23 protein-coding genes are annotated in these 19,725 nt (G+C 61.8%); 13 read left to right on the forward strand and 10 right to left on the reverse strand.

Going from position 1 to position 19,725, the window contains the following annotated elements; genetic code table 11:
• The first annotated feature begins 287 nt into the window (after window positions 1-287).
• Window positions 288-1,718, forward strand: a complete 1,431-nt coding sequence (locus JQ586_RS12695; RefSeq protein WP_212394894.1) for a PAS domain S-box protein — start codon at window positions 288-290, stop codon at window positions 1,716-1,718.
• Window positions 1,715-2,323 carry a response regulator FixJ gene (fixJ, locus tag JQ586_RS12700; protein ID WP_212394895.1) on the forward strand — a complete coding sequence of 203 codons (609 nt, stop codon included), beginning with the start codon at window positions 1,715-1,717 and terminating at the stop codon, window positions 2,321-2,323. The genes JQ586_RS12695 and fixJ overlap by 4 nt, the downstream gene beginning before the upstream one ends.
• A 29-nt stretch (window positions 2,324-2,352) precedes the next feature.
• Here the strand turns inward: fixJ and JQ586_RS12705 are convergent, their stop codons facing one another.
• Entirely contained in the window at window positions 2,353-2,508 is a 156-nt protein-coding gene (locus JQ586_RS12705) for a hypothetical protein (RefSeq protein WP_212394896.1), read from the reverse strand.
• 67 nt (window positions 2,509-2,575) lie between these two features.
• Window positions 2,576-3,052, reverse strand: a complete 477-nt coding sequence (locus tag JQ586_RS12710) for an HPP family protein (RefSeq protein ID WP_212394897.1) — start codon at window positions 3,050-3,052, stop codon at window positions 2,576-2,578.
• A 268-nt stretch (window positions 3,053-3,320) separates the two neighbouring features.
• Here JQ586_RS12710 and JQ586_RS12715 point away from each other — a divergent pair, with 268 nt between their 5' ends.
• A complete protein-coding gene (locus tag JQ586_RS12715; protein WP_212394898.1) occupies window positions 3,321-3,572 on the forward strand; it encodes a hypothetical protein in 252 nt (83 codons plus the stop codon).
• Window positions 3,573-3,841: 269 nt separating this feature from the next.
• Here the strand turns inward: JQ586_RS12715 and JQ586_RS12720 are convergent, their stop codons facing one another.
• A complete protein-coding gene (locus JQ586_RS12720; protein ID WP_212394899.1) occupies window positions 3,842-4,222 on the reverse strand; it encodes a hypothetical protein in 381 nt (126 codons plus the stop codon).
• A gap of 3 nt (window positions 4,223-4,225) precedes the next feature.
• Entirely contained in the window at window positions 4,226-4,702 is a 477-nt protein-coding gene (locus JQ586_RS12725) for a CBS domain-containing protein (protein WP_212394900.1), read from the reverse strand.
• 178 nt (window positions 4,703-4,880) lie between these two features.
• Here JQ586_RS12725 and JQ586_RS12730 point away from each other — a divergent pair, with 178 nt between their 5' ends.
• From JQ586_RS12730 to JQ586_RS12750, 5 genes are all read left to right on the forward strand, one after another.
• On the forward strand, window positions 4,881-5,717 hold the full coding sequence (locus JQ586_RS12730) for a universal stress protein (RefSeq protein ID WP_212394901.1): 837 nt from the start codon (window positions 4,881-4,883) through the stop codon (window positions 5,715-5,717).
• A 14-nt stretch (window positions 5,718-5,731) separates the two neighbouring features.
• On the forward strand, window positions 5,732-6,088 hold the full coding sequence (locus tag JQ586_RS12735; RefSeq protein ID WP_212394902.1) for a cytochrome c: 357 nt from the start codon (window positions 5,732-5,734) through the stop codon (window positions 6,086-6,088).
• A 61-nt stretch (window positions 6,089-6,149) separates the two neighbouring features.
• Window positions 6,150-6,872: a CBS domain-containing protein gene (locus tag JQ586_RS12740; protein WP_212394903.1), complete on the forward strand. Its 723-nt coding sequence runs from the start codon at window positions 6,150-6,152 to the stop codon at window positions 6,870-6,872.
• Between the two features lie 69 nt (window positions 6,873-6,941).
• On the forward strand, window positions 6,942-7,187 hold the full coding sequence (locus tag JQ586_RS12745; RefSeq protein ID WP_212394904.1) for a hypothetical protein: 246 nt from the start codon (window positions 6,942-6,944) through the stop codon (window positions 7,185-7,187).
• A gap of 91 nt (window positions 7,188-7,278) precedes the next feature.
• Window positions 7,279-7,950 (forward strand): helix-turn-helix domain-containing protein, encoded by a 672-nt coding sequence (locus JQ586_RS12750; RefSeq protein ID WP_212394905.1) that lies wholly within the window; start codon window positions 7,279-7,281, stop codon window positions 7,948-7,950.
• A gap of 212 nt (window positions 7,951-8,162) precedes the next feature.
• On the opposite strand, the gene ccoG is transcribed toward JQ586_RS12750, so the two are convergent.
• Genes ccoG through JQ586_RS12775 form a run of 5 tightly spaced genes read right to left on the reverse strand, consistent with a single transcriptional unit; the run spans window position 8,163 to window position 12,964 of the window.
• Window positions 8,163-9,590, reverse strand: a complete 1,428-nt coding sequence (gene ccoG, locus JQ586_RS12755; RefSeq protein ID WP_212394906.1) for a cytochrome c oxidase accessory protein CcoG — start codon at window positions 9,588-9,590, stop codon at window positions 8,163-8,165.
• Between the two features lie 10 nt (window positions 9,591-9,600).
• Window positions 9,601-9,915 (reverse strand): metal-sulfur cluster assembly factor, encoded by a 315-nt coding sequence (locus JQ586_RS12760; protein WP_212394907.1) that lies wholly within the window; start codon window positions 9,913-9,915, stop codon window positions 9,601-9,603.
• Entirely contained in the window at window positions 9,912-10,418 is a 507-nt protein-coding gene (locus JQ586_RS12765) for a DUF2249 domain-containing protein (protein WP_212394908.1), read from the reverse strand. Before JQ586_RS12765 ends, JQ586_RS12760 begins: the two co-directional genes overlap by 4 nt.
• Before the next feature lie 22 nt (window positions 10,419-10,440).
• On the reverse strand, window positions 10,441-11,733 hold the full coding sequence (locus tag JQ586_RS12770) for a hypothetical protein (protein WP_249147512.1): 1,293 nt from the start codon (window positions 11,731-11,733) through the stop codon (window positions 10,441-10,443).
• A 52-nt stretch (window positions 11,734-11,785) separates the two neighbouring features.
• Window positions 11,786-12,964, reverse strand: coding sequence for an NnrS family protein (locus JQ586_RS12775; protein ID WP_212394910.1), 1,179 nt, complete (start codon window positions 12,962-12,964; stop codon window positions 11,786-11,788).
• Between the two features lie 375 nt (window positions 12,965-13,339).
• Between JQ586_RS12775 and JQ586_RS12780 the strand changes: the two genes are divergently transcribed.
• The 5 genes from JQ586_RS12780 to JQ586_RS12800 all read left to right on the forward strand — a co-directional run bounded on the left by JQ586_RS12780 (window position 13,340) and on the right by JQ586_RS12800 (window position 19,154).
• Complete coding sequence (locus JQ586_RS12780; protein WP_212394911.1) at window positions 13,340-14,062, forward strand: Crp/Fnr family transcriptional regulator; 723 nt, start codon at window positions 13,340-13,342, stop codon at window positions 14,060-14,062.
• 362 nt (window positions 14,063-14,424) lie between these two features.
• Window positions 14,425-15,552: a copper-containing nitrite reductase gene (gene nirK / locus JQ586_RS12785; RefSeq protein ID WP_212394912.1), complete on the forward strand. Its 1,128-nt coding sequence runs from the start codon at window positions 14,425-14,427 to the stop codon at window positions 15,550-15,552.
• Between the two features lie 57 nt (window positions 15,553-15,609).
• Complete coding sequence (locus tag JQ586_RS12790; protein ID WP_212394913.1) at window positions 15,610-16,470, forward strand: SUMF1/EgtB/PvdO family nonheme iron enzyme; 861 nt, start codon at window positions 15,610-15,612, stop codon at window positions 16,468-16,470.
• A gap of 190 nt (window positions 16,471-16,660) precedes the next feature.
• The gene (gene hemN / locus JQ586_RS12795) at window positions 16,661-18,013 is read left to right on the forward strand and encodes an oxygen-independent coproporphyrinogen III oxidase (RefSeq protein WP_212394914.1); all 1,353 of its coding nucleotides are present in this window, start codon (window positions 16,661-16,663) and stop codon (window positions 18,011-18,013) included.
• A gap of 952 nt (window positions 18,014-18,965) precedes the next feature.
• Window positions 18,966-19,154: a hypothetical protein gene (locus JQ586_RS12800; RefSeq protein WP_212394915.1), complete on the forward strand. Its 189-nt coding sequence runs from the start codon at window positions 18,966-18,968 to the stop codon at window positions 19,152-19,154.
• 180 nt (window positions 19,155-19,334) lie between these two features.
• Here the strand turns inward: JQ586_RS12800 and JQ586_RS12805 are convergent, their stop codons facing one another.
• A complete protein-coding gene (locus tag JQ586_RS12805; RefSeq protein WP_212394916.1) occupies window positions 19,335-19,478 on the reverse strand; it encodes a hypothetical protein in 144 nt (47 codons plus the stop codon).
• Between the last annotated feature and the right edge of the window lie 247 nt (window positions 19,479-19,725).

Here is a 19,725-nt window from a genome sequence, read left to right on the forward strand (position 1 = left end):
GAGCGGATCGAGACCGCCCCCTTTGATCGCGACCTTGAGTTGGCCGTGATCGAGGGTAATGCTATTCACAAGCTCATCTTCCCTTGCCGCCGTGTCCTCGGCGGCTGGGTGAAGGCGGGGCTCACCGACCGAATTAGTGTGCAACCCACCCACTGGCGCGCCTGGGTCAACTAGATCCGGCGCCTTCGATCATGGTTTGGCCGTCGCCGATACGCGCTTACCAGCCCGTGGCTTCATGCTTTCAAACGATATAGTGTCGATCGAAAGTGAGCACCTTCCGGGGCAATATGTCCGACCGCATCTGGTACCGCTATGCCACTGCCGCAGCAGCGGCCGCGCTTGTATTCGTGCTGCGTGCGGCACTCGATCACTATTTCGAAGACCGGACATTCACGATTATCTACGTTCCGGTCGTGCTTTTTGCCGCGTTTGCCGGAGGCCGCGGTCCGGCGATCCTCGCTACGCTGCTTTGCCTCGGCATGAGCGCCAGGTTCCTCGGCCCAAGCCTCACCACGGATCCCGCAAACATGATCGACATCGCGTGTTTTGCGATACTCGGTCCGATCCTTGGCTTCATGGGCGATCGACTATTGAGGGAAACCACGCAGGCGCGGGATCGCCAGGCTCATCTGCAATCGATCCTGGATACAGTGCCTGACGCCATGATCGTGATTGACGATCACGGCATCATTCGCTCGTTCAGTGCGACCGCAGAGCGCTTGTTCGGCTGGTCAACGGACCAGGTGGTCGGAAAGAACGTATCCAACCTGATGCCGCAACCCTACCGCGGCGAGCATGACCGATACCTCGAACGCTATCTGGGTACCGGCGAGCGGCGCATCATTGGCATTGGTCGCATCGTGGTCGGCGAGCGGAGTGACGGTTCGACCTTCCCGATGGAGCTCGCTGTCGGCGAGGCAAAAGTGCGCGGCGAGCGCTTTTTCACCGGGTTTGTCCGCGATCTTACCGAGCGTCGCGCGCAAGAGCGGCGGCTTCAGGAACTGCAGTCCGAGCTGGTCCACGTGTCGCGATTGACCGCCATGGGCGAGATGGCATCCTCCATCGCCCACGAGATCAACCAGCCGCTTTCGGCGATCACCAACTACATGCGTGGCGCAAAGGCGCTGCTCGCGTCAGAGAAGCCCGATGCCGGACGAATAGATGATGCGCTCGAGCGTTCCGCGCAGCAGGCTCTGCGGGCCGGCGACATCATCAAGCGACTGCGCGAATTTGTTGCCAAGGGCGAGACACAGCACACTCTGGAGAGTCCCGTTACGTTGCTCGAAGAGGCCGTAGCGCTCGCGCTTCTTGGCGCCAAGGAGCAGGGCGTCCGGGTGGCAATCCGAAGCGATCGGGATATTCCCGCGATTATCGTCGACAAGATCCAAATCCAGCAGGTGATCCTGAACCTGGTCAGGAATGCGATCGAGGCGATGACCCCCGGCCCCCGCCGCGAATTGACCGTCGGCGTCACCAAGGCCGTTGGTGTTGTGACATTCACCGTCGCCGATACGGGCCCCGGCATCAGTCCCGACATCGCGGATCGATTGTTCCAGCCATTTGTCACAACCAAGGAGCATGGCATGGGCGTCGGGCTGTCGATCTGCCGGACGATCATCGAATCACATGGCGGTCGTATCGATGCGCTGGCTAACGCCGGCGGCGGCACAATCTTTCAGTTTACCCTTCCCTTTGCGGAGGCCGGAGAAGAGGCATGACTGCGCGGCACACGATCCTGGTGATCGACGATGACCCGGCGATGCGGGATTCGCTCGCTTTCCTGCTCGACGTCAACGGCTTTGCCGTGACAACCCATGAAACTGCAACCGAGTTCCTGCATCATCTCGATGATGGCGCGATCGATTGCATCGTGTCAGATATCCGCATGCCCGGCATGAGCGGCCTCGAACTGGTCCGCAGGCTCAAGGCCGACGCGGTGAAGACCCCCGTCATCCTGATGACCGGTCATGGCGACGTCGCTCTCGCGGTTGAAGCCATGAAGGCCGGCGCGGTCGACTTCATCGAAAAGCCGTTCGACGACGAGGCGCTGCTACGCGCGATCCGGGAGGCCCTGCAGGGGCGATCGGCAAAGCCAGCCGACGATACGGCCAAGCGCGAGGCCGAAGCTCGTCTGGCCGAATTGTCGCCGCGCGAGCGTGACGTCCTGCGGGGGTTGGTCGCAGGAAAAATCAACAAGGTGATCGCACATGACCTGGGCATCAGCCCGCGCACGGTTGAGGTCTATCGTGCAAACCTGATGGTCAAAACCGACGTCCGCAGCATGTCGGAGTTGATGCGGCTTGCGATCGCCGCGGGGCTATAGGGGATCGGCAGAGCAGACGGCACGCATCCCTACCGCGTCGTTGCCGTCACGCCGCTTTGATTCGGGCCGGATCGAAGCAGTATCTCGACGGCATCAGTTGCCGGAAGACGAAGGTCGAGCACCACACCGACGACGCCGTGATCGGTCGGATCGATCGTCGCGGCGGCTCCAAGTTCGCGCGACATTCAGCATCATGATGTTCTCGGTCAGCACCTGGCCGGAGCGCGCCCGTACGAGATGAAAACACCCGCTCTAGGCCAAACGTAGACATCGCACAGTCTCGCAGGGAACAAGCGGTGGCGCCTGCCGCTTCGTGCAGCGCGCCAAAGCTCGCATGATGTCCTCGCGAGCAATAATACCGACCAGCTGGTGATACTTGTCAATCACCGGCAGGCTCTTCAGGCGATGAGACACCATCAAGTGGAGAACCCGCTGCAAGTTCGTGTCCGGCTCGACTGCGATCACGTCGCATGACATGATCTCATCGACCGTTGTTCCCATGCGGTCGTCATAGTGCGGTAACATTTGATCGGGCGTGAAGGCGAACACCTTCAAGGCGTCCAATTTGGTGACAAAACCAACCACGACATCGTCACGGAGCACCGGATAGGCGTCATAATCGTCGCTGGCGAACAGCCGATACAGATCCCCAACGGTCATTTCGGGAGCAACGCTCCGTGCTGACCTCGTCATGTTGTCCGCCACCGTTTCCTGGAGAAATTCGTACATTGGTGATCCCTCGGATGGAAGTTTGCTCGACGGGCGACGTCGCGTTCATGACACGCCCCTAGTCGTCATGCAGCCCGCTTGATGTTGATCCGCTTGCTGCTTGCAAAAGCAAGACTAGCCGGGAACGGCGGGCAGGCGTTGACCAAAATCAAACCGAGTCCGCTGTCACCCCACCGTGAAGGCGAGCGGGAGATTGCTTTAGGAGAACTCCGGAATTGGTCGGCGCGGTCAACTCTGGCAGCCTGCTTCTGCCGACAGGAGGACCGCCATGAGACCGCGACTTGCCCTTCTCTTCGTGGGCAGCGCGATTCTGGCGATCCCACTCGCTCTATTCTATAGTTGCTATCTCCCAGACGTTCTGCCCTTTGCCTCCACCGATACGCGCTGGTTCTGGCGACTTGACGCCGCCTTCGTCGTCTCCACGATCACCTGGACGGTGGCATTTGTGTCGGCGGCAGCGGGGTTGGCATTGCTGCTGCTGACCGTTACGCGCCGCTCCCCCAAATTTGAGGGGCGTTAGACTGGTACTCAAGAGTGGATCTGGCGGGGACAACCCTTGATCCAGATCTCACAAGCATTCCGACGCTGATACCGCCAAAGGTTTGGACCTTTGGCGGATATTGGCGAGCGTTCTGCTCGGTGCTTTCGGCTAGATTGCGTTGGTTCGTTCCGCGCCACCCAATGACCCTCGACGCCGTTTTTCGATCGAGGTTTGACGACTTCACCGGCCCCTAAGCTTGGCGCTTGGTCGACCAAGGTGCAAACCGATCCGGTTGATAGCCACGCCGTTCAATCGAGATGAAAGCGCTTGCGAGCCAGCGCCACGATTTCTCTATCCGTGGAATGATCAATCGGCTCCAATTCCAGAGAGAGCTCGGGTTTCACCGCTTTCAGATAGTGCATCAGTTCGATCTTCTCGGTGCCCGGCCCCAGAATGAGCAGGTCCATGCAACCTTCGAGGCACTCGCTGACGTTGGCTAAGAATGCGGCGTCCTGCTGTACCGGACTGGCGCCGATCTCATTGGGCTTGTGCCTGAGGTGCCGTGCCGACAATCGTGCCCGCACCGACCTGGCGTGGACACCTGTCACGCCGACCGAAAAAATCTTGGCCCCGAGATGGTCGATCCAGACGACGGCATGCGCGTGGACCGGACCAGCAGTGTCGCTCATGAATTAAGCTCCGATTTTCTCGCTATCGGCCTGCGCGCGGAGGCGGGCCGCCAATGCTGCCAGCAGCTCTCTGCGGCTAACAATTCCGACAATCCCGCCCGCGCTGACCACGAAAACCTGGGCAATCTTGTAGATGTCCATCTGGGCGACGACTTCATTGACCGAGGCATCGACGCCAACCGTGATCAAAACGGGACTCATGAGGGACCCGACCTGCAACGTGTGCATGCGGGCGCGTTCGGGACTGTTCTCGTCAGAACCGAGCAGCGATTCCAGCCAGTTTCCCGATGGCGGACTGACGCCGAGTTCATCGCGGTGGAGGAAATCGCCCTCCGAAACCACACCGACAAGCTCGCCGTCGCCACCGATGACGGGCAAGCCGCGCTGATCTGTTTCCAGCAGCAAGTGGACCGCGTCGAGTACACTGGCGTTTGTCCTGATGGTCGCAAACGAGGTCCGCATCACATCAGTGGCGAGCATGATCGTCTCCCGGTTCCGCACATGTGCTGTCCGCCATTGACCATCAGCATCATCAGAAACACGCAGGCGGCGGATTGATCTGCGTCAAGCGAAATTCGCGATCGCACATGAGATGGATCAAAACTGACCTCGTGCCTTCCTGCTTTTATGGAGTGGTCACCTGCGAAGGAGAGCTCCGATGTTCAAGAACATACTGGTCCATATCCCCACCGAGCGATTGGCGCGTCCGGCAGTGGACGGCTCAATCACGCTCGCGATGAGCACGGGTGCGCATCTCGACGCCACGGCAATCGGCTACGAGTCAACGAATGTGCCGTTCGTCGCCGAGGGCGGTGCGGCGGTCGCGGCGATCTTCGAGGTCGAGCGCGAACGGGCTCAAGAGCGAGCCGAAGCGGCGATTCGAGTGTTTGAGACAGAGGCTCGCAATGCGGACATCTCCTATACGACGCGCGCCGCGACCGCCATCCCCGCCGAGGCGCGGGCGATTCTCTGCGCCGGGGCGCGACTGCATGATCTGACGGTCATGACCCAGCCGGACGCCGACCACGACAGCTATGACAACGTCATGCCGCGGGAGGTCCTGTTTCAGGCCGGCGGCCCCGTGCTGTTTTTCCCCTACACGTTCCGCGGCGCATTCTCGGCGAAGCGGATCGGCATTTGTTGGGATGGTAGCCGGTTGGCAGCGCGCGCCCTGCACGATGCGATGCCGTTGCTGCAAAATGCCGATGCCCTCACCGTGATCTCGATCACCAGTTCGGAGTGGACCTTGCCCGAAAGCTCGACCGACTACCTGTTGCGGTACCTGGCTCAGTCCGGTCTGCCCGCACGGGTCGCCTCGTTCCCCTCGGCCCGGTCGGAGATCCAACCTGCGATTCTGTCGATCGCGGCAGACGAAAGCCTGGATCTGCTGGTAATGGGCGGATATGGCCACTCCCGGCTGCAAGAAACGCTGCTCGGCGGCGTCACGCGCGACATGCTTCAGGCAATGACAGTTCCAGTCCTGATGTCGCACTGAGGAAGTGGCTGCCAATGGGGCGTGCAAGCTCATTTATTCTCGGAGCCGGCCGTTGCCTGACGGGTGCGCTCGTGCTGGGTGCGGCGTTGACGACCGACGCAAACGCCGATCAGGAGCAAGGTCGACGGCTCGCTCGCCTCTATTGCGCCCGCTGTCATTCGATTGACAAGATCAGCCGAAGCCCGCTGAAACTCGCCCCCCCATTCCGAACACTGCACGAGCGTTATCCGGTTGAGACGCTCCAGGAGGCGCTCGCGGAGGGTATCGTCACCGGTCACCCGTCCATGCCCGAGTTCAGCTTCGAGGCGGATCAAGTCAACGATTTCATCCTGTTCCTGAAGTCGCTGGAGGATGGCAGGGTCGACCGTTGAGCCAGGTCAATGTGCCGCGCAAACCGATGGCTATCATTCGTCCTCAAACGGGAGGTTCGACATGCGTGCTCACCAGATCATGACAAAACACGTCATCGGTGTCACCCCCCATACAACCGTCCAGGATGCGGCCAACATTATGTTGCGCTGCCATGTCAGCGGTCTACCGGTGCTTGATGAAAACGGCGTGCTCAGAGGGATGGTGTCCGAAGGTGATCTTCTCCGGCGTGTGGAAATCGGCACAGGACGAAAGCGATCGGCCTGGCTCGAGCTTCTCACCGGCATCGGCCGCGCGGCCGACGATTTCGTCCATGAACGTGGTCGCAAGGTCGAAGACGTGATGGCAACGAACCCGATTACGGTCGACGAGCAGGCGCCGCTCGACGAAGTCGTTCACCTGATGGAGGTGCATGCCGTAAAGCGTTTGCCGGTCATGAGCGGCCGTGCCATGGTCGGAATCGTCTCGCGTGCCGACATCCTGCGAGCGGTCGCATCAATGGCGCGCGAGATTCCGGACCCCACTGCGGACGACAATCACATCCGCGAGCGCATCAAGCGACAGATAAACATGACGGCCTGGCGCCCCGCCGGATTCCAGGTCTGGGTCCGCAACGGGATCGTACATCTACACGGCCTGATTTTCGATGATCGCACGCGCCAGGCTACGATCGTACTGGTCGAGAATGTTCCCGGCGTGAAGGAAGTTCACGATCATCTGTGTTTCGTTGACGGCTACTCCGGCTACTATGTGGAGTCGCCCGAAGACGTCCAGGCTGTGAGTTAGTGACATGTGAGGCCACTCTGTCAGGTCGGAAAACGCGCTCCGGGAACGGTGCGCTGGGGAGAAGCGTCCATGGATGAAATCACCCATTTCGTTGCGGTACCGTACGACCTGAGCGACCAACGACTCGTCGCGGGTCAACAGCTCAAGTGCGCCACCCCTTCCGCAGCGATCGAGCACGCCAAGCACTTTTGGAAGACATTCGGCCACACTGGTGCCGTCGCAGTTGTCCGCACGGGGTATCCAGAACCCAAAACGACGGTGCTTAGGACGTTTGGCATGGTCCCTTCGTACGAAGACCTACGTACAATTACTTAGGTGGTTTCTACTTAGGGGAAATATCCAAATTTCCGAGCTTGCCGGAAGCGGTCAGTCTGTGTCCATCGAAGTTCCCGCGATGGAGCCAGCCATGCAGACCCAGGCCACCCTTTCTCTCAGCCATCACCCCGCCAGCGTCTTCCGTGGGCAACCTCGCGCCGAGGGGCCATTCGGCATGATCGGAACCCCAATGCGGTACGCCCGCAACACCGAGATCTACGGCGAGGCCGAGCCGGCGGAATACCTCTATCAACTCGTCTTTGGCGCCGTGCGAACCTACAAGATCCTCGACGACGGGCGTCGTCAGATCGGCTCCTTCTACCTGCCCGGAGATATTTTCGGATTCGAAGCGGGTGACGCCCACAATTCCTCAGCTGAGGCCATCTGCGAAAGCCAGGTCATGATGGTCAAGCGTAACGCGCTCATGGTGCGCGCCAGCCACGAACGCGACCTCGCGCGACAGCTGTGGGTCGCGACGGCTCTGGAACTGCGCCGCTTCCAGGAACATCTGGCGCTTCTTATCAGCAGCGCTGAAGAGCGGGTCGTTGGGTTCCTGATCGACATGGCTCGTCGCGCGACGAAGAATGCCACAATCGAACTCCCCATGTCGCGACAAGACATCGCCGACTATCTTGGCCTGACGATCGAGACGGTGTCGCGAACCTTTACCCAACTCGAGCAGACCGGCGTGATCGCTCTGCGGACCTCACGCCGGGTTGAGCTGCGCAATCGTGCCATGCTGAATCGCCTCGGTGCGTCGTAAGCGGTGCGATCTCGCCTATCAAGACTCTTAGGCCGTGCTCCCGTCACATTTGGGATCGCGGGAACCGATCTACTCCCCAACTCATGGCCGCCCAATCCTCGAGATTGAGCGGCCTCTTTGTTTGTTGCGCGTCCAGGATGCATGACGAACTACGCGCGCTGATCAAAAAGCACGAGGGTATTACTGAAACCACTTTCTGCGCGCGCGACGGCTCAGCGCTCGACAAACCTGTCCGTTGCAGAGAGAACCGTGGTGCCGCTTTCGTCGTGCGCGGTGAACGTCACGTCGGCATTCCGCGAGGCCGTTGTGGTCAACGTGACCCGGACCGCCTCGGATCCCTCCGGAGCTACCTCAATTGGAGCCAAGCTTTCGTTGCCGATGATGGCCATCCTGGCATCGAGACCGCTAACAGAAAGCGTGTAGAGGTGTGTGCTTGACGACTTGTTCAGTAGCTTGACCGTGTATGCGTTGCGCACCGATCCGTCGGAGAGGCGGACGGCAACCGGGTCCCGATCGTGCTGGACGGAAAGAGTCGCGTTTGTCCTGGCCGCGAAGGCAACAACAATCGCGCCGGCCAGAGCGAAACAGGCTGCGGCGAGACCGACCGTCTTGGGACGCACGGGCCGATTGACGGGAGCTTCCTTTCGGCGACCGCGCTCGATGTTTTTCCAGCTTTCGTAGTCGATCAGTCCGCGCTGGCGGCCAAGCTTCAACATCACGCCGTCGCAGGCGTCGACGCAGAGCCCACAGTTGATGCAAGCGTAGTTCGGCCCCTCCCTGATATCGATGCCGATCGGACAGACCGCGACACACTGACCACAGTCCACGCAGTCTCCTGCCGGTTTGCCCTGAAGCCGCAATTCGGCTGCCTTCTTCGCCGACGTCCGCTGCTCTCCGCGATAGTCGCGATAGTTCACCGTATAAGCCTCCGGATCCCAGATCGCTCCTTGCAATCGCGGCCATGGACACATGAAGGTGCAGACCTGCTCGCGCGCGAAGCCGGCGAGGCCATAGGTCGTCCCCGCGAAGACAACGATCCAGGTCAGCGCGCTGGCTGAGACGTCTCCGGTTGCAAGGGCTCGCACCAGGCCGGGTGCGTCGGTGAAGTAGAAGATCAGGGTGCCACCAGTCGCCAGGGAGATCAGCAGCCAAGCCGCGTGCTTGGCGACCATCCGTGCGGCCCGCTTGGGGCCGAGGGGCGCACCGATGTTCTTGAGCCGCTGACGCCGGTCGCCCTCGATCAGTCGCTCGACGAGCAGGAACAAGTCGGTCCAGACCGTCTGCGGACAGGCGAAGCCGCACCAAAGGCGGCCCGCCAGCGCGTTGGCCAGGATCAGGATGGTCGAGGCGAGCACCAGAAGGCCCGTGACGAGGTACAGGTCCTGTGGCCATATCTCGACGAAGAAGGCGTAGAGCCGACCATTCGCGAAGTCGAGCAGGACCGCCTGGTCAGGCTCATTGGGGCCGCGGTCCCAACGGATGAAGGGCGTCACGTAGTAGATCGACAATGTCAGTAGCAGAATGCCCCACTTGATGCGCCGGATCGGCCCCTTCACGGCCTGGGGCACGACCGGCTGGCCGGCCGCCGCGGCAGCCTTCGCGCGCGTCTTCGCGTGATCAATTTCGATGGTGATCGCCATTGTCCATCCTTCAACTGTCCCCGGCGACTCCAAGCGAATTCCGGAGGGCCGGATCGATGCGGTCCGCAGACCACTGCGGCTCGAACGTCATCTCCACGTTGACCGTGCCGACGCCAGGAACGCGCGCAGCGGCATTCTCCACGCCGGCCCTCAGGAAGCCCGTCGCGGGACATCCGGGCGTGGTCGCCGTCATCGTGATCCGGACGGCGCCGTCGACCACGGAAATGTCGTAGACGAAGCCGAGATCGACGACGTTCTCGCCCAGTTCCGGATCGATCACGACCCGCAGCGCATCGCGGATCCGCCCTTCGAGGCCGCTCGTCATAAGGGCGCCCTCACCGTGAGTTGGTAGGTCGCCCCGTCCGGCGCGAACCCCCCAAGCCAGCGAAATCCGCGTTTCTCGAGTTGAGGAAACAGGAATACCGGCTCCCGCCGCAGCAGCGCCGAGAGCGTCTCGCCTGGACCGAGGTTGTCGGCGGCGGCAAGGATTCGGACCATGGGCTCGGGGGGATCGAGGTCGCGGTTGTCGAGTTGGATCGCAGGCTCCGGCCAATTGTCGAAGCTGGAATTGGTCATGGCCGGCGTCCGCTCCTGGGGCGCGCCGGCCGGCGTAAACAGCACCTCCCATTCGCCGCCCTCGAGCGGCCGCTCCGAATGCGCAAATCCCTTGTTGAGCATGACCGCGAACAGCGGCACAGGCTTGAACGTCACGTAGAGGCGCATCCCCTGGCCCGACTCGAGGTTGTCGAGCGCGGCCATGATGACCGAGAACGGCTCACCGCCTGCGCGCAGGATCGGACGGACGTCGACATCGATGTATTCGGTCATGTTACTCCCTTTCGTTTCCTTTTCACGGATTCGCGTACAGCAGATGAGGCATCACTGTGCCGATTGGCAGGCGTTGCGGACCTGCGACATCGGCAAGCCGTCGAATCCGGACGATTTCGCGAGCGATACCGACGACGCCGACGATCATCGCGACGGCGGCGATCCGGAAGCTATTTGGCTCGGCGATCAGCAACGTCACGGTCCCGATCCAGACCGCCGCGTAGTAGATGACAAACCACTTGGTCGCCCGCCCCTCCGCAACGAGATCCTGAACGCGGGGGGTTGGCGCCCTGCCCATGACCGGGCCGTAGGTCTCGAGCCAAGTCAGGAAGGCGACGATCTTATAGAGCTTGGCTAGCACCAGACCCGACAGCCAGCCGAAGATCGCGAGGAAGGCGAACGCGCCGATCTGCTCGGGAAAGGCATCGATCGAAACGAGCGCGATCCCGAGCAACCCGGTGCCCGCCAGGCTCGCGAAGGACAGCGTAGCCATCCGCATATTGAGCTCGAGATGCCGCCGCTTCCGCAGGCGGAACAACCCTGCGATGTCTCGTCCGTACAACACGGCCGACGCCAGACCAAGGATGGCAGAAATCGACAACACTACGTTCAGTCCGGACGCAAAGCCGACGGCCAGTGCCCCGCCCGCCACCGTCACGGCAACAGCGAACGCGCCGGCCGCCAGTGTCCAGCGGCTTTGCTGATCGTCGACGTCCGGCGACAACATGAACATGGCGAGAAGACGGTAGCTGACGCCCATCGCGGTCAACGTCAGCCAGCCGCCGAGGCCGGCAACGGCGTGCAGTGGAATTCCCTCTGCGAGGATCACCTCACCCGCGGATCCGGCACAGCCCGCCAATGCGAAGGCGAAGACAGCACCGAATGCCGCGGTCGCGCAGAGCGAAGCCAGCCCGACAAGCACGAAGCGCGCAGGTCCCGCAGGCCGCAGCCACGCGGTCAGGCCGAGGTCAACAACGACGAGACCGAAGCCTCCGACCAGCATTACAGCCCCGAGCGGCAACAGCCAAAGCGCGGGCGGCAGGCGGCCGCCCAGGGACAAGAAACCCGCGAGCAACAAGACAAGACCCGCGGAAAGCAACGCGAGCGCGGGCAGCTCCCACTTTTCGGAAAACAGGGGTTTGGCGACGAGAACGGGCACGAACTGGAACAGCGCGCCGCACATCGCAAGGCTCAGCCAGCCGATGCACACCATATGGACCAGAACGAGCGTATCGGGTGTAGCGAGATCGGCGGCAGGATAGCCGATACCGGCCACCATCATGACAAGCGCCGCGAGCAGCCAGGCAAGCGCCATCGCAAAGTAGGTCATGGACCATCGGGATATGCTGGTGCCAATCATCGCTGCCTCAGAGCTTTCGAGCGTGGCAAAGCAGCGGACCGTACGCGAATGCGAATCCGATGAATGCTCCCACCCAGGCGACACCCGCGACAGTCAGCAGCACCACCGAATGCCTCGAATCGACCGACGCGCAGACTCGTGCCATCGCGGCGACGACGACGGCAGCGTAGATGACCTGTGTGAGAACGGAAGCCGACAATGCCTGCCCCGTATGGCCGAGTGAGGCGCGCGTCATGACGGCGAGTGTCATCGCGCCGATCGCGCCGCCCGTCCAGGCATGCATCCCGGCTCCAGGCGCGACGACGTCCAAAGCAGACAGCGCAGAGAGCAAGAAGCCGGCCGGCACGAAAGCGTAGGCGATGTGGAGGATAAGAACGAGCGGGTCCGACGAAGTCCGATAACCGGCCCAGCGGACAAGCCGAATGAACTGGAGGACCCCGGCGAAAGCCAGGGCGGTCGCGACCAGCCTGCCGGACGGCGCGAGCACCCAGGCGACCATGACGCAGGCACCAAAGACCAATGTGACGGCGTCGAAGCGATTGAACGGGACAGGTAACGGTCCCGGTTCGCGGCGAGCCAGCCAATTGCGCGTGAAGCTTGGTACGATCCGGCCTCCGATCACGCAGACGAGCATGACGACCAAGGCCACGCTGGCGCGCGTCGAATACTCGGCAAATCCGCAGAGATGTGCTTCGACGTGGAAGGCTATGTTGACGGCGGCCAGCAGTGTAATGATGGTGACGACTTTCAGATTGTTCCATTTGCGGCCGACGACGATCTCGCGAGCGACCGCGACCGCGAGTAGCAGCAGAAAGATCGCATCGAGCGCTAACGCGACCTGCCATCCAAGAACGTCCGAGAACGTCGTCGCGCCCCTTCCGACTACCCAGACGGCAAACAGGACAACAAGGCGAACACCCTGTATAGGAAGGCGCCCCGTCCAGTTCGGCACCGCCGTCAGCAGAAAGCCGGCGATGACCGCGCCGACGTAGCCGAACAGCATTTCATGGACATGCCAGTCGCGGGGTGCGAACGCGGTCGGGAGCGTGATGTGGCCTGTGAACACCACAAGCCACAGCGGAATTATGACGCCGGCGTAAGCCGCGCCAAAGAGAAAAAAAGGCCGAAACCCGTATGAAAAGAGTGCCGGTCCCTGATAGGTCCTGAGCTTCTGCATTGTCGCCATGGACGTCCTTCCCGATCGACTGGAGACACCGTAGGTCGAGGCGGTCGGCGTCTCTTTGTCGGAGCGCAAACTGCGACGCAGATAGCTCTCATGCCCGCATGAATCGCGCTGGTCCACGCGATGGGTGGCTTGCACTTGCTCAGGATATTGCGACCTCGAGTTCGGCTGTCTGCACTCGAGTGGGATCGAAGCGCTGACCTGGAGGGCTCGCGCTCGGGAGGGACCGGGCTCCGCCGTTCAAATAGCCCTGGTCGGGGCTCCGGACATTGCGCCAGCGCAACCTCGCGGCGGGTTCCTCGGGATATGAGGATGCGTCCCGTTGAGGCTTAGTGTGGCTCGGGGTAATCTCCGTGGCGTTCTGTAGCGAGGGTATCGATGGCCGCTGTCGACCGGTCGCTGGTCGCTAACCTGCCGATGTTCGCCGGGCTTTCGCCCGCCGACCAGGATGAACTGCTGCACGAAGCCCGGTCGATCCGATACCCCAAGGGTACGGCAGTCTTTGACCAGGGTGCGGAGGCGAACCGCTTCTATCTCCTGCTGCACGGGCACCTGCGGGTGGAAAAGACCACACCACAGGGTCAACAATCGGTGGTCCGCTATGTGTCCGGAGGCGAGCTCTTCGGGGTGGCCCAGGCCATGAACCTGACGCAATATCCGGCAACTGCGGTCGCCGCTGTCGACAGCATCGCGCTGGCCTGGCCCTCTTCTTCGTGGCACCGCCTGATCGCCAAATATCCGAGCCTCGCCGCCAGCGCGCTGCAAACCGTTGGCAGCCGCCTGCAGGACACCCAGGCCCGCGTGATGGAATTGTCGAACGAGCAGGTGGAGCAGCGCGTCGCGCATACTTTGCTGCGGCTGGCCAAACAGGCGGGGCGGAAAGTCGATACCGGCGTCGAGATCGACTTTCCTATCAGCCGCCAGGATATCGCGGAGATGACCGGCACGACACTCCATACCGTGAGTCGCATTCTTAGCGCCTGGGAGAGCGAGGGCATCGTCGAGGGTGGCAGAAAGCGGATCGTGCTGCGCGACGCTCACCGGCTTCACGACCTCGCCGAAGGCGGCGAATCCATTCAGGCCCGCAAGCACGGGCTCTAAGCTGCGCCCCTCGCTACTTCCGGCCTCCACGGCAGGAACAGGTCAGCCCAACATCTTGTTCCCTCGCACGCCTCATCGACCGAATCAAAGGGTTGTGGCCGGATATCCGACCATCGTATCCGGAAGTCCAGAAAGGCGGGGATGCCAGCGACGCATCACTGCGTCGGCCGTATCTCGGCGGTCGGCCCTGCGTTTCTTGCCACGCGTCCACGGTAGTCGTTCGAGCACAAGCTCTCTTTGCTTCCGCTGAACGCACTCATCGGTGAATCTGTCGCGCTCATTGTTCCGGGACAAAGAGATTGGCGCGTGGATCGCGCATGATCCAACCATCGAACGAGAGCTTGCAATCGATGGAGAGCGTCATGCTCACGAGAAGGACCGCTTTGATGGGCGTCGCGATCGCGGCGCTGATAATGACAGCGCCGGCATTTGCAGGGCCGCCGGACGACCTCAAACTGCCGCGCGAGCGCGTCGACCTTGTCGCCCCGCCCTTCGTGCATTCGCACGAACAGGCGACCACGGCTGGACCGAAGATCCTCGAGTTCAAGCTGACCATTCAGGAAAAGCAGGTCGTCATCGACGACGCCGGCACCAAGTTCTGGTCGATGACCTATAATGGCTCGATGCCAGGTCCGATGATGGTTCTGCACGAGGGTGACTACATGGAGCTCACCCTCGTCAATCCCGAGACCAACTCAATGCCGCACAACATCGATTTGCACGCGGCGACGGGGGGACTTGGTGGCGGGGCATTGACGAAGGTCAATCCCGGCGAACAGGCCGTCCTGCGTTGGAAAGCAACCCGGCCGGGCGTCTTCATCTACCACTGCGCGCCGGAAGGCATGATCCCGTGGCATGTCGTCTCCGGGATGCACGGAACGGTCATGGTGCTGCCGCGCGACGGCCTGAAGGACGGCGAGGGCAATAAGTTGCACTACGACAAGGTCTTCTACATCGGGGAAAACGACCTCTACGTGCCAAAGGACGATAACGGCAAGTACAAGACCTACGAAACGCTCGGCGAGTCCTACGCCGATACGACGGAAGTCATGCGGAAGCTGATCCCGACGCACGAAGTCTTCGAGGGACGGGTCGGAGCGCTGACCGGCAAAAATGCGTTGACGGCGAAGGTCGGGGAAACCGTGCTGATCGTGCACTCCGAGGCCAACCGAGACACTCGTCCGCACCTGATCGGTGGGCATGGCGACTACGTCTGGGAGACCGGCAAGTTCAACAACCCGCCCCAGAAGGACCTCGAGACCTGGCTGGTGCGTGGTGGCTCTGCGGGGGCCGCGCTCTACACGTTCCGCGAACCCGGCGTTTACGCCTACGTCAACCACAACCTAATCGAGGCGGTCGAGCTCGGCGCCACGGCGCATATCAAAGTCGACGGCAAGTGGAACGATGATCTGATGAAGCAGGTCTCGCCTCCCGGCCCGATCCCGCCGGACAAGGTCGGCGCCGCCGAACCGATGGCCGTCACTCGCTAAGCAGAGCCGGGCGGCCTGCGGCTCCGGCCGCGGGCCGCTCCTTCAAGGAGCACCATCATGCTGATGCTGATGAAAGTGAAGTTGGCGTTGGTCGCCGGCGCGCTCGCCGCACCGGTCCTCACTTCCGTTCTGACGTCAGCTCCTGCGCATGATCCGGACCTTACACTTCGTCTCTCCTCCGTTACCTTCAGCTACCGGGCCGCCGGAGACTTCTCGCGTAACGGCAAACCGGTCGCCGGGCCGCTTCGTGACGTCCGTCTCGCCGCGGACCTCGTCATCATGGAGAGCCTCGTCACGGCCGGCGAATACGCTGCCTGCGCGGACGATGGCGCCTGCCCACGCGTTCCCCTCCCCGATGCACTAGATGTACCCATCGTCGGCGTCAGCTGGCACGACGCATCGGCTTATGCAGCCTGGATCTCGCAAAGGACAGGCGTCATGTATCGCCTGCCGACCGACGAGGAATGGACGCTGGCGGCGGCGGAAAAAGCACGTGATGAAGTGTTGCCTCTCGTCGATCCTGCCGATCCCGCCCAGGCATGGATTGCCCGTTACGAAGCCGAGTCCGCGCGTTCCCGGCCGAACGAGGCCGCACCCCGGCCGATCGGCACCTTCGGAACCAACAGCAATGGACTCCTGGACATCGGTGGCAACGTCTGGGAGTGGACGAACAGTTGCTTCATCCGAGCATCGCTCGACGACGGCCGCGAGCGCATCACCAACACCAATTGCGGCGTTCGCGTCGTTGAAGGCGCCCATCGCACCTACATGACCGACTTCATCCGTGATCCAAAGTCTGGTGGCTGCGCCACTGGCATTCCGCCAACCAATCTCGGCTTTCGGCTCGTTGTCGAACCTTCCCCGTCGGTGGTGTCGGGCTTAGCCCGCAACGTCACAAAACTGCTGCGCCGGACATAGACCGGCCCGAACCAAGGGGAAGCGCAGACATGATGCAAATGGGGTCGCGTCGCCGCCGGGATACCGACCGTCATCCTGGTCGCCGTAGTGATCCCTGCCATCGTCAATCCGTTCTAACGCTCCCAAGTTGATCCAGCGCAACGTTGGCGCCCACGATTCCCAGCAATGTCGCCGCAAACGGAAGACAGACATGCGCTTAGACCTCGCAAGACAATACGGGCAGGATCGGCTCCCTCGCTATACCAGCTATCCCACTGCTCCGCACTTCGCCCCTACGATCGGCGACACCGACTATCGGCGATGGCTCCGATCGATCCCGGTCCGGACGCCCGCTTCGATCTATCTACACGTGCCGTTCTGTCGCTCCATGTGCTGGTATTGCGGCTGCCACACTTCCATCACGAAGCCCGACGACCCCATCGCGATCTACGCATCGGGTCTACGCACCGAGGCGCACCTGATCGCCGAAACCATCGGCCAGCGCCTCCCGATCTCACACATCCACTTCGGCGGCGGCACGCCCACCGTCATGACGCCCGAGACCTTTGCCGATCTCGTTGGAGTGCTTCGCTATTCCTATTTTGTACTGCCGACCGCCGAGGTCGCCGTCGAGATCGACCCACGCACTCTGACCGAACCGATGACGGAAGCGATGGGCTACAGTGGCGTCAACCGAGCAAGTCTGGGCGTGCAAAGCTTCGATCCCGCCGTCCAGCGCGCCATCAACCGCTTGCAAAGCTTCGAACAGACCGCGAGATCTGTGGAGCGACTGCGCCGGGCGGGCATCGCGCGGATCAATTTTGATCTGCTCTACGGCTTGCCGGCGCAGACCGTGCAGTCGTGCGTAGACACCGTCGCGAAGTGTATCGAACTCCGCCCGGACCGCTTCTCCGTGTTCGGATATGCACACATACCATCGTTCAAGAAGCATCAGCGCAAGATCGCGGAAGCGTCACTCCCTGACAGCATCGAGCGGCATCTGCAGTCCGAGACCATCGCGGACGCGCTTGTCGACGCCGGCTATGAGCGCATCGGTTTCGATCACTTCGCCCTTCCCGGCGACAGTCTCACCGAGGCGAAGCGGGAGGGTCGGTTGCGTCGGAACTTCCAGGGCTACACTGACGATTCCGCCGATACCCTCATCGGCCTGGGCGCGAGCGCCATCAGCCGGATGCCTCGAGGATTTGTGCAGAACGTTGCGGCGACCCGCGACTATCTTGCGCGCATCGCCGAGGATCGGCTTGCAACCGTGAAGGGGTATGCCTTCACGGCAGACGACCTCTTCCGCGCCGACATCATCGAGCGGATAATGTGCAACATGGCCGTCGACCTACCCAAGGTATCCCGTCTTCACGGCAGAAATCCGGAATCGGCCGTCGTCGATCGTTCTCGAATCGATAGTCTCATCGCAGATGGCGTCGTGACTATGGTCGCCGACCGGCTCTCAGTAAGTGACGGTGCGGAGTTCCTCGCCCGGCACGTCGCTTCGGTATTCGACGCTCATCTTGCGCCGTCGCTGGCAACACACAGTCCGGCAGTTTGAAGTCCTTTACGAAACCCTTCAGGGCGAGCGATCATTGCGCCGGCCTGCCCGACGCCGGCCATCGCCATGCGAGGGTCGGCCTCGATTGCCGCTGCTGAGGTCGCGGCAGACGGGATCTGGCGGCGCCGCCGCCCTCGGCGCTGAGTGATGCGCGGATCACGAGCCATCACGGCGTCCCCTTTGGCGTGGCGTTCGCCGCTACATAGTCAGCACTTTGGCAAGACAATATCTTCATTTGCTAGCGTGCGCCGCTACGAAAGTGACCCTCGTCACTTGACGAAATCGGCTCACATCGGCCAACCCATGGTTGACATTCACTGTTCGCCGGGACGTCTGCCTTTCCGTCGGATTTGAGACCCAATAATTTCATCAGCTTGGTTGGAAAATCGGCAACCCTCAAGAGCCCCGGAAGGTGGCATGACACATTTGAGCACAAGTGTCGTCGCACTCTTGCTGGCGAGTTTTCCTGGCGTTGCGAGCGCGCAGATGAACTGCGACACGATGCCTCACGGACCGGCGCGCACCGATTGCTACCTCGGCCTTAGTCAGTTCTATCGGGCACAATCGGATCTTGCCGCTGCTAAGGCCCGCGTGCAGTCAGATGCCGCGTGGTATCGGGCAATTACCGGAGCAGACCCTCCAGTACATAAACCGCATCGGCGGCGATAAGCATTGTCGCGCGCGATCTACGAGCATACTGCGGAAGACGGCTAAGCCGCGCTCGCCAAAATCTGTCATCGGGTCGTGGCCTGCGTCCGCGCACGGCCACACATCGCTGAAGCCTGACCGTTTGAGGCTGATTGGTCCCCGACGTTGGCCGGAATTCCACTGGCTCGTACCTGCAGCGCTCTGCAGGTACTGCGACCGGCATGTGGTCCCGCTTTCCGAGACCGGGTGATTGGCCAAATCGCAGGTACGCCCTTCCCTGAGCCGTTGGGAGGCCATGCCGCCGATGGCCGAGATCGTCTCCGCTCACAAGCCCGTCGACCACGCCATCAAGACGCTGCCGACCTACCGTGAACGCAAGATGCTTGCCGGCAAGCTGCTCGACGGCCTCGGTATCAGATCCGAGGAGGGTGCGGCGGTATATGCGGAGGCCCTGTCCTGGACGCGGGTGCACGTTTCGTCGGGTAAAGCATAGGAAAGTCGACCCCATCCCTGCACCTGTCATTGCCGCAGCAATTGACTGGCTTGTGGCGAGAGTATGGGGAGACCTACGGCAGGCCGCTCCCAATCCGCACCGTGCTTGAGGTGCACGAGATACTCCGTGGAGAGCCGTGTCTCGTGCGGGAACGCATGGCGCCGCCTAGACCCCGCACCCTCATCTCTCGACGGGCCCGACCGGGATGGCGGTGTTGGCGGCAGTGTGGCCGTCGGGCGTCGTATGCCGCAAGGCGCGGACCAAGGTTGTCCGGTCACGTTCCAGCAGATCGGCAGCCTCGTAGATGGAGAATATCGTTTTCATTTACCTTCATTTTGTTAGCTTCTGAGGTAATAGATACTATTGTTGTAGGCCATTATAAAACATTATCCCTAGTTCGGGTTGGGGCGCAGTTGCGACCCGCATATACCCCAGCCGCACGGGCAGGCCGCTCGCCCCGCTTGGCGGCGGTACGCCTTGACGCAACCGGACGTTGCGCTCCCCAGTACAGGAACTATGGTATCCTCCGTCAACGCGATGGGAATGAAAGCGGCCACCCCTCGAATGGCTC

The organism is Bradyrhizobium jicamae, assembly GCF_018130215.1.
GTDB classification, from domain to species: domain Bacteria; phylum Pseudomonadota; class Alphaproteobacteria; order Rhizobiales; family Xanthobacteraceae; genus Bradyrhizobium; species Bradyrhizobium jicamae_A.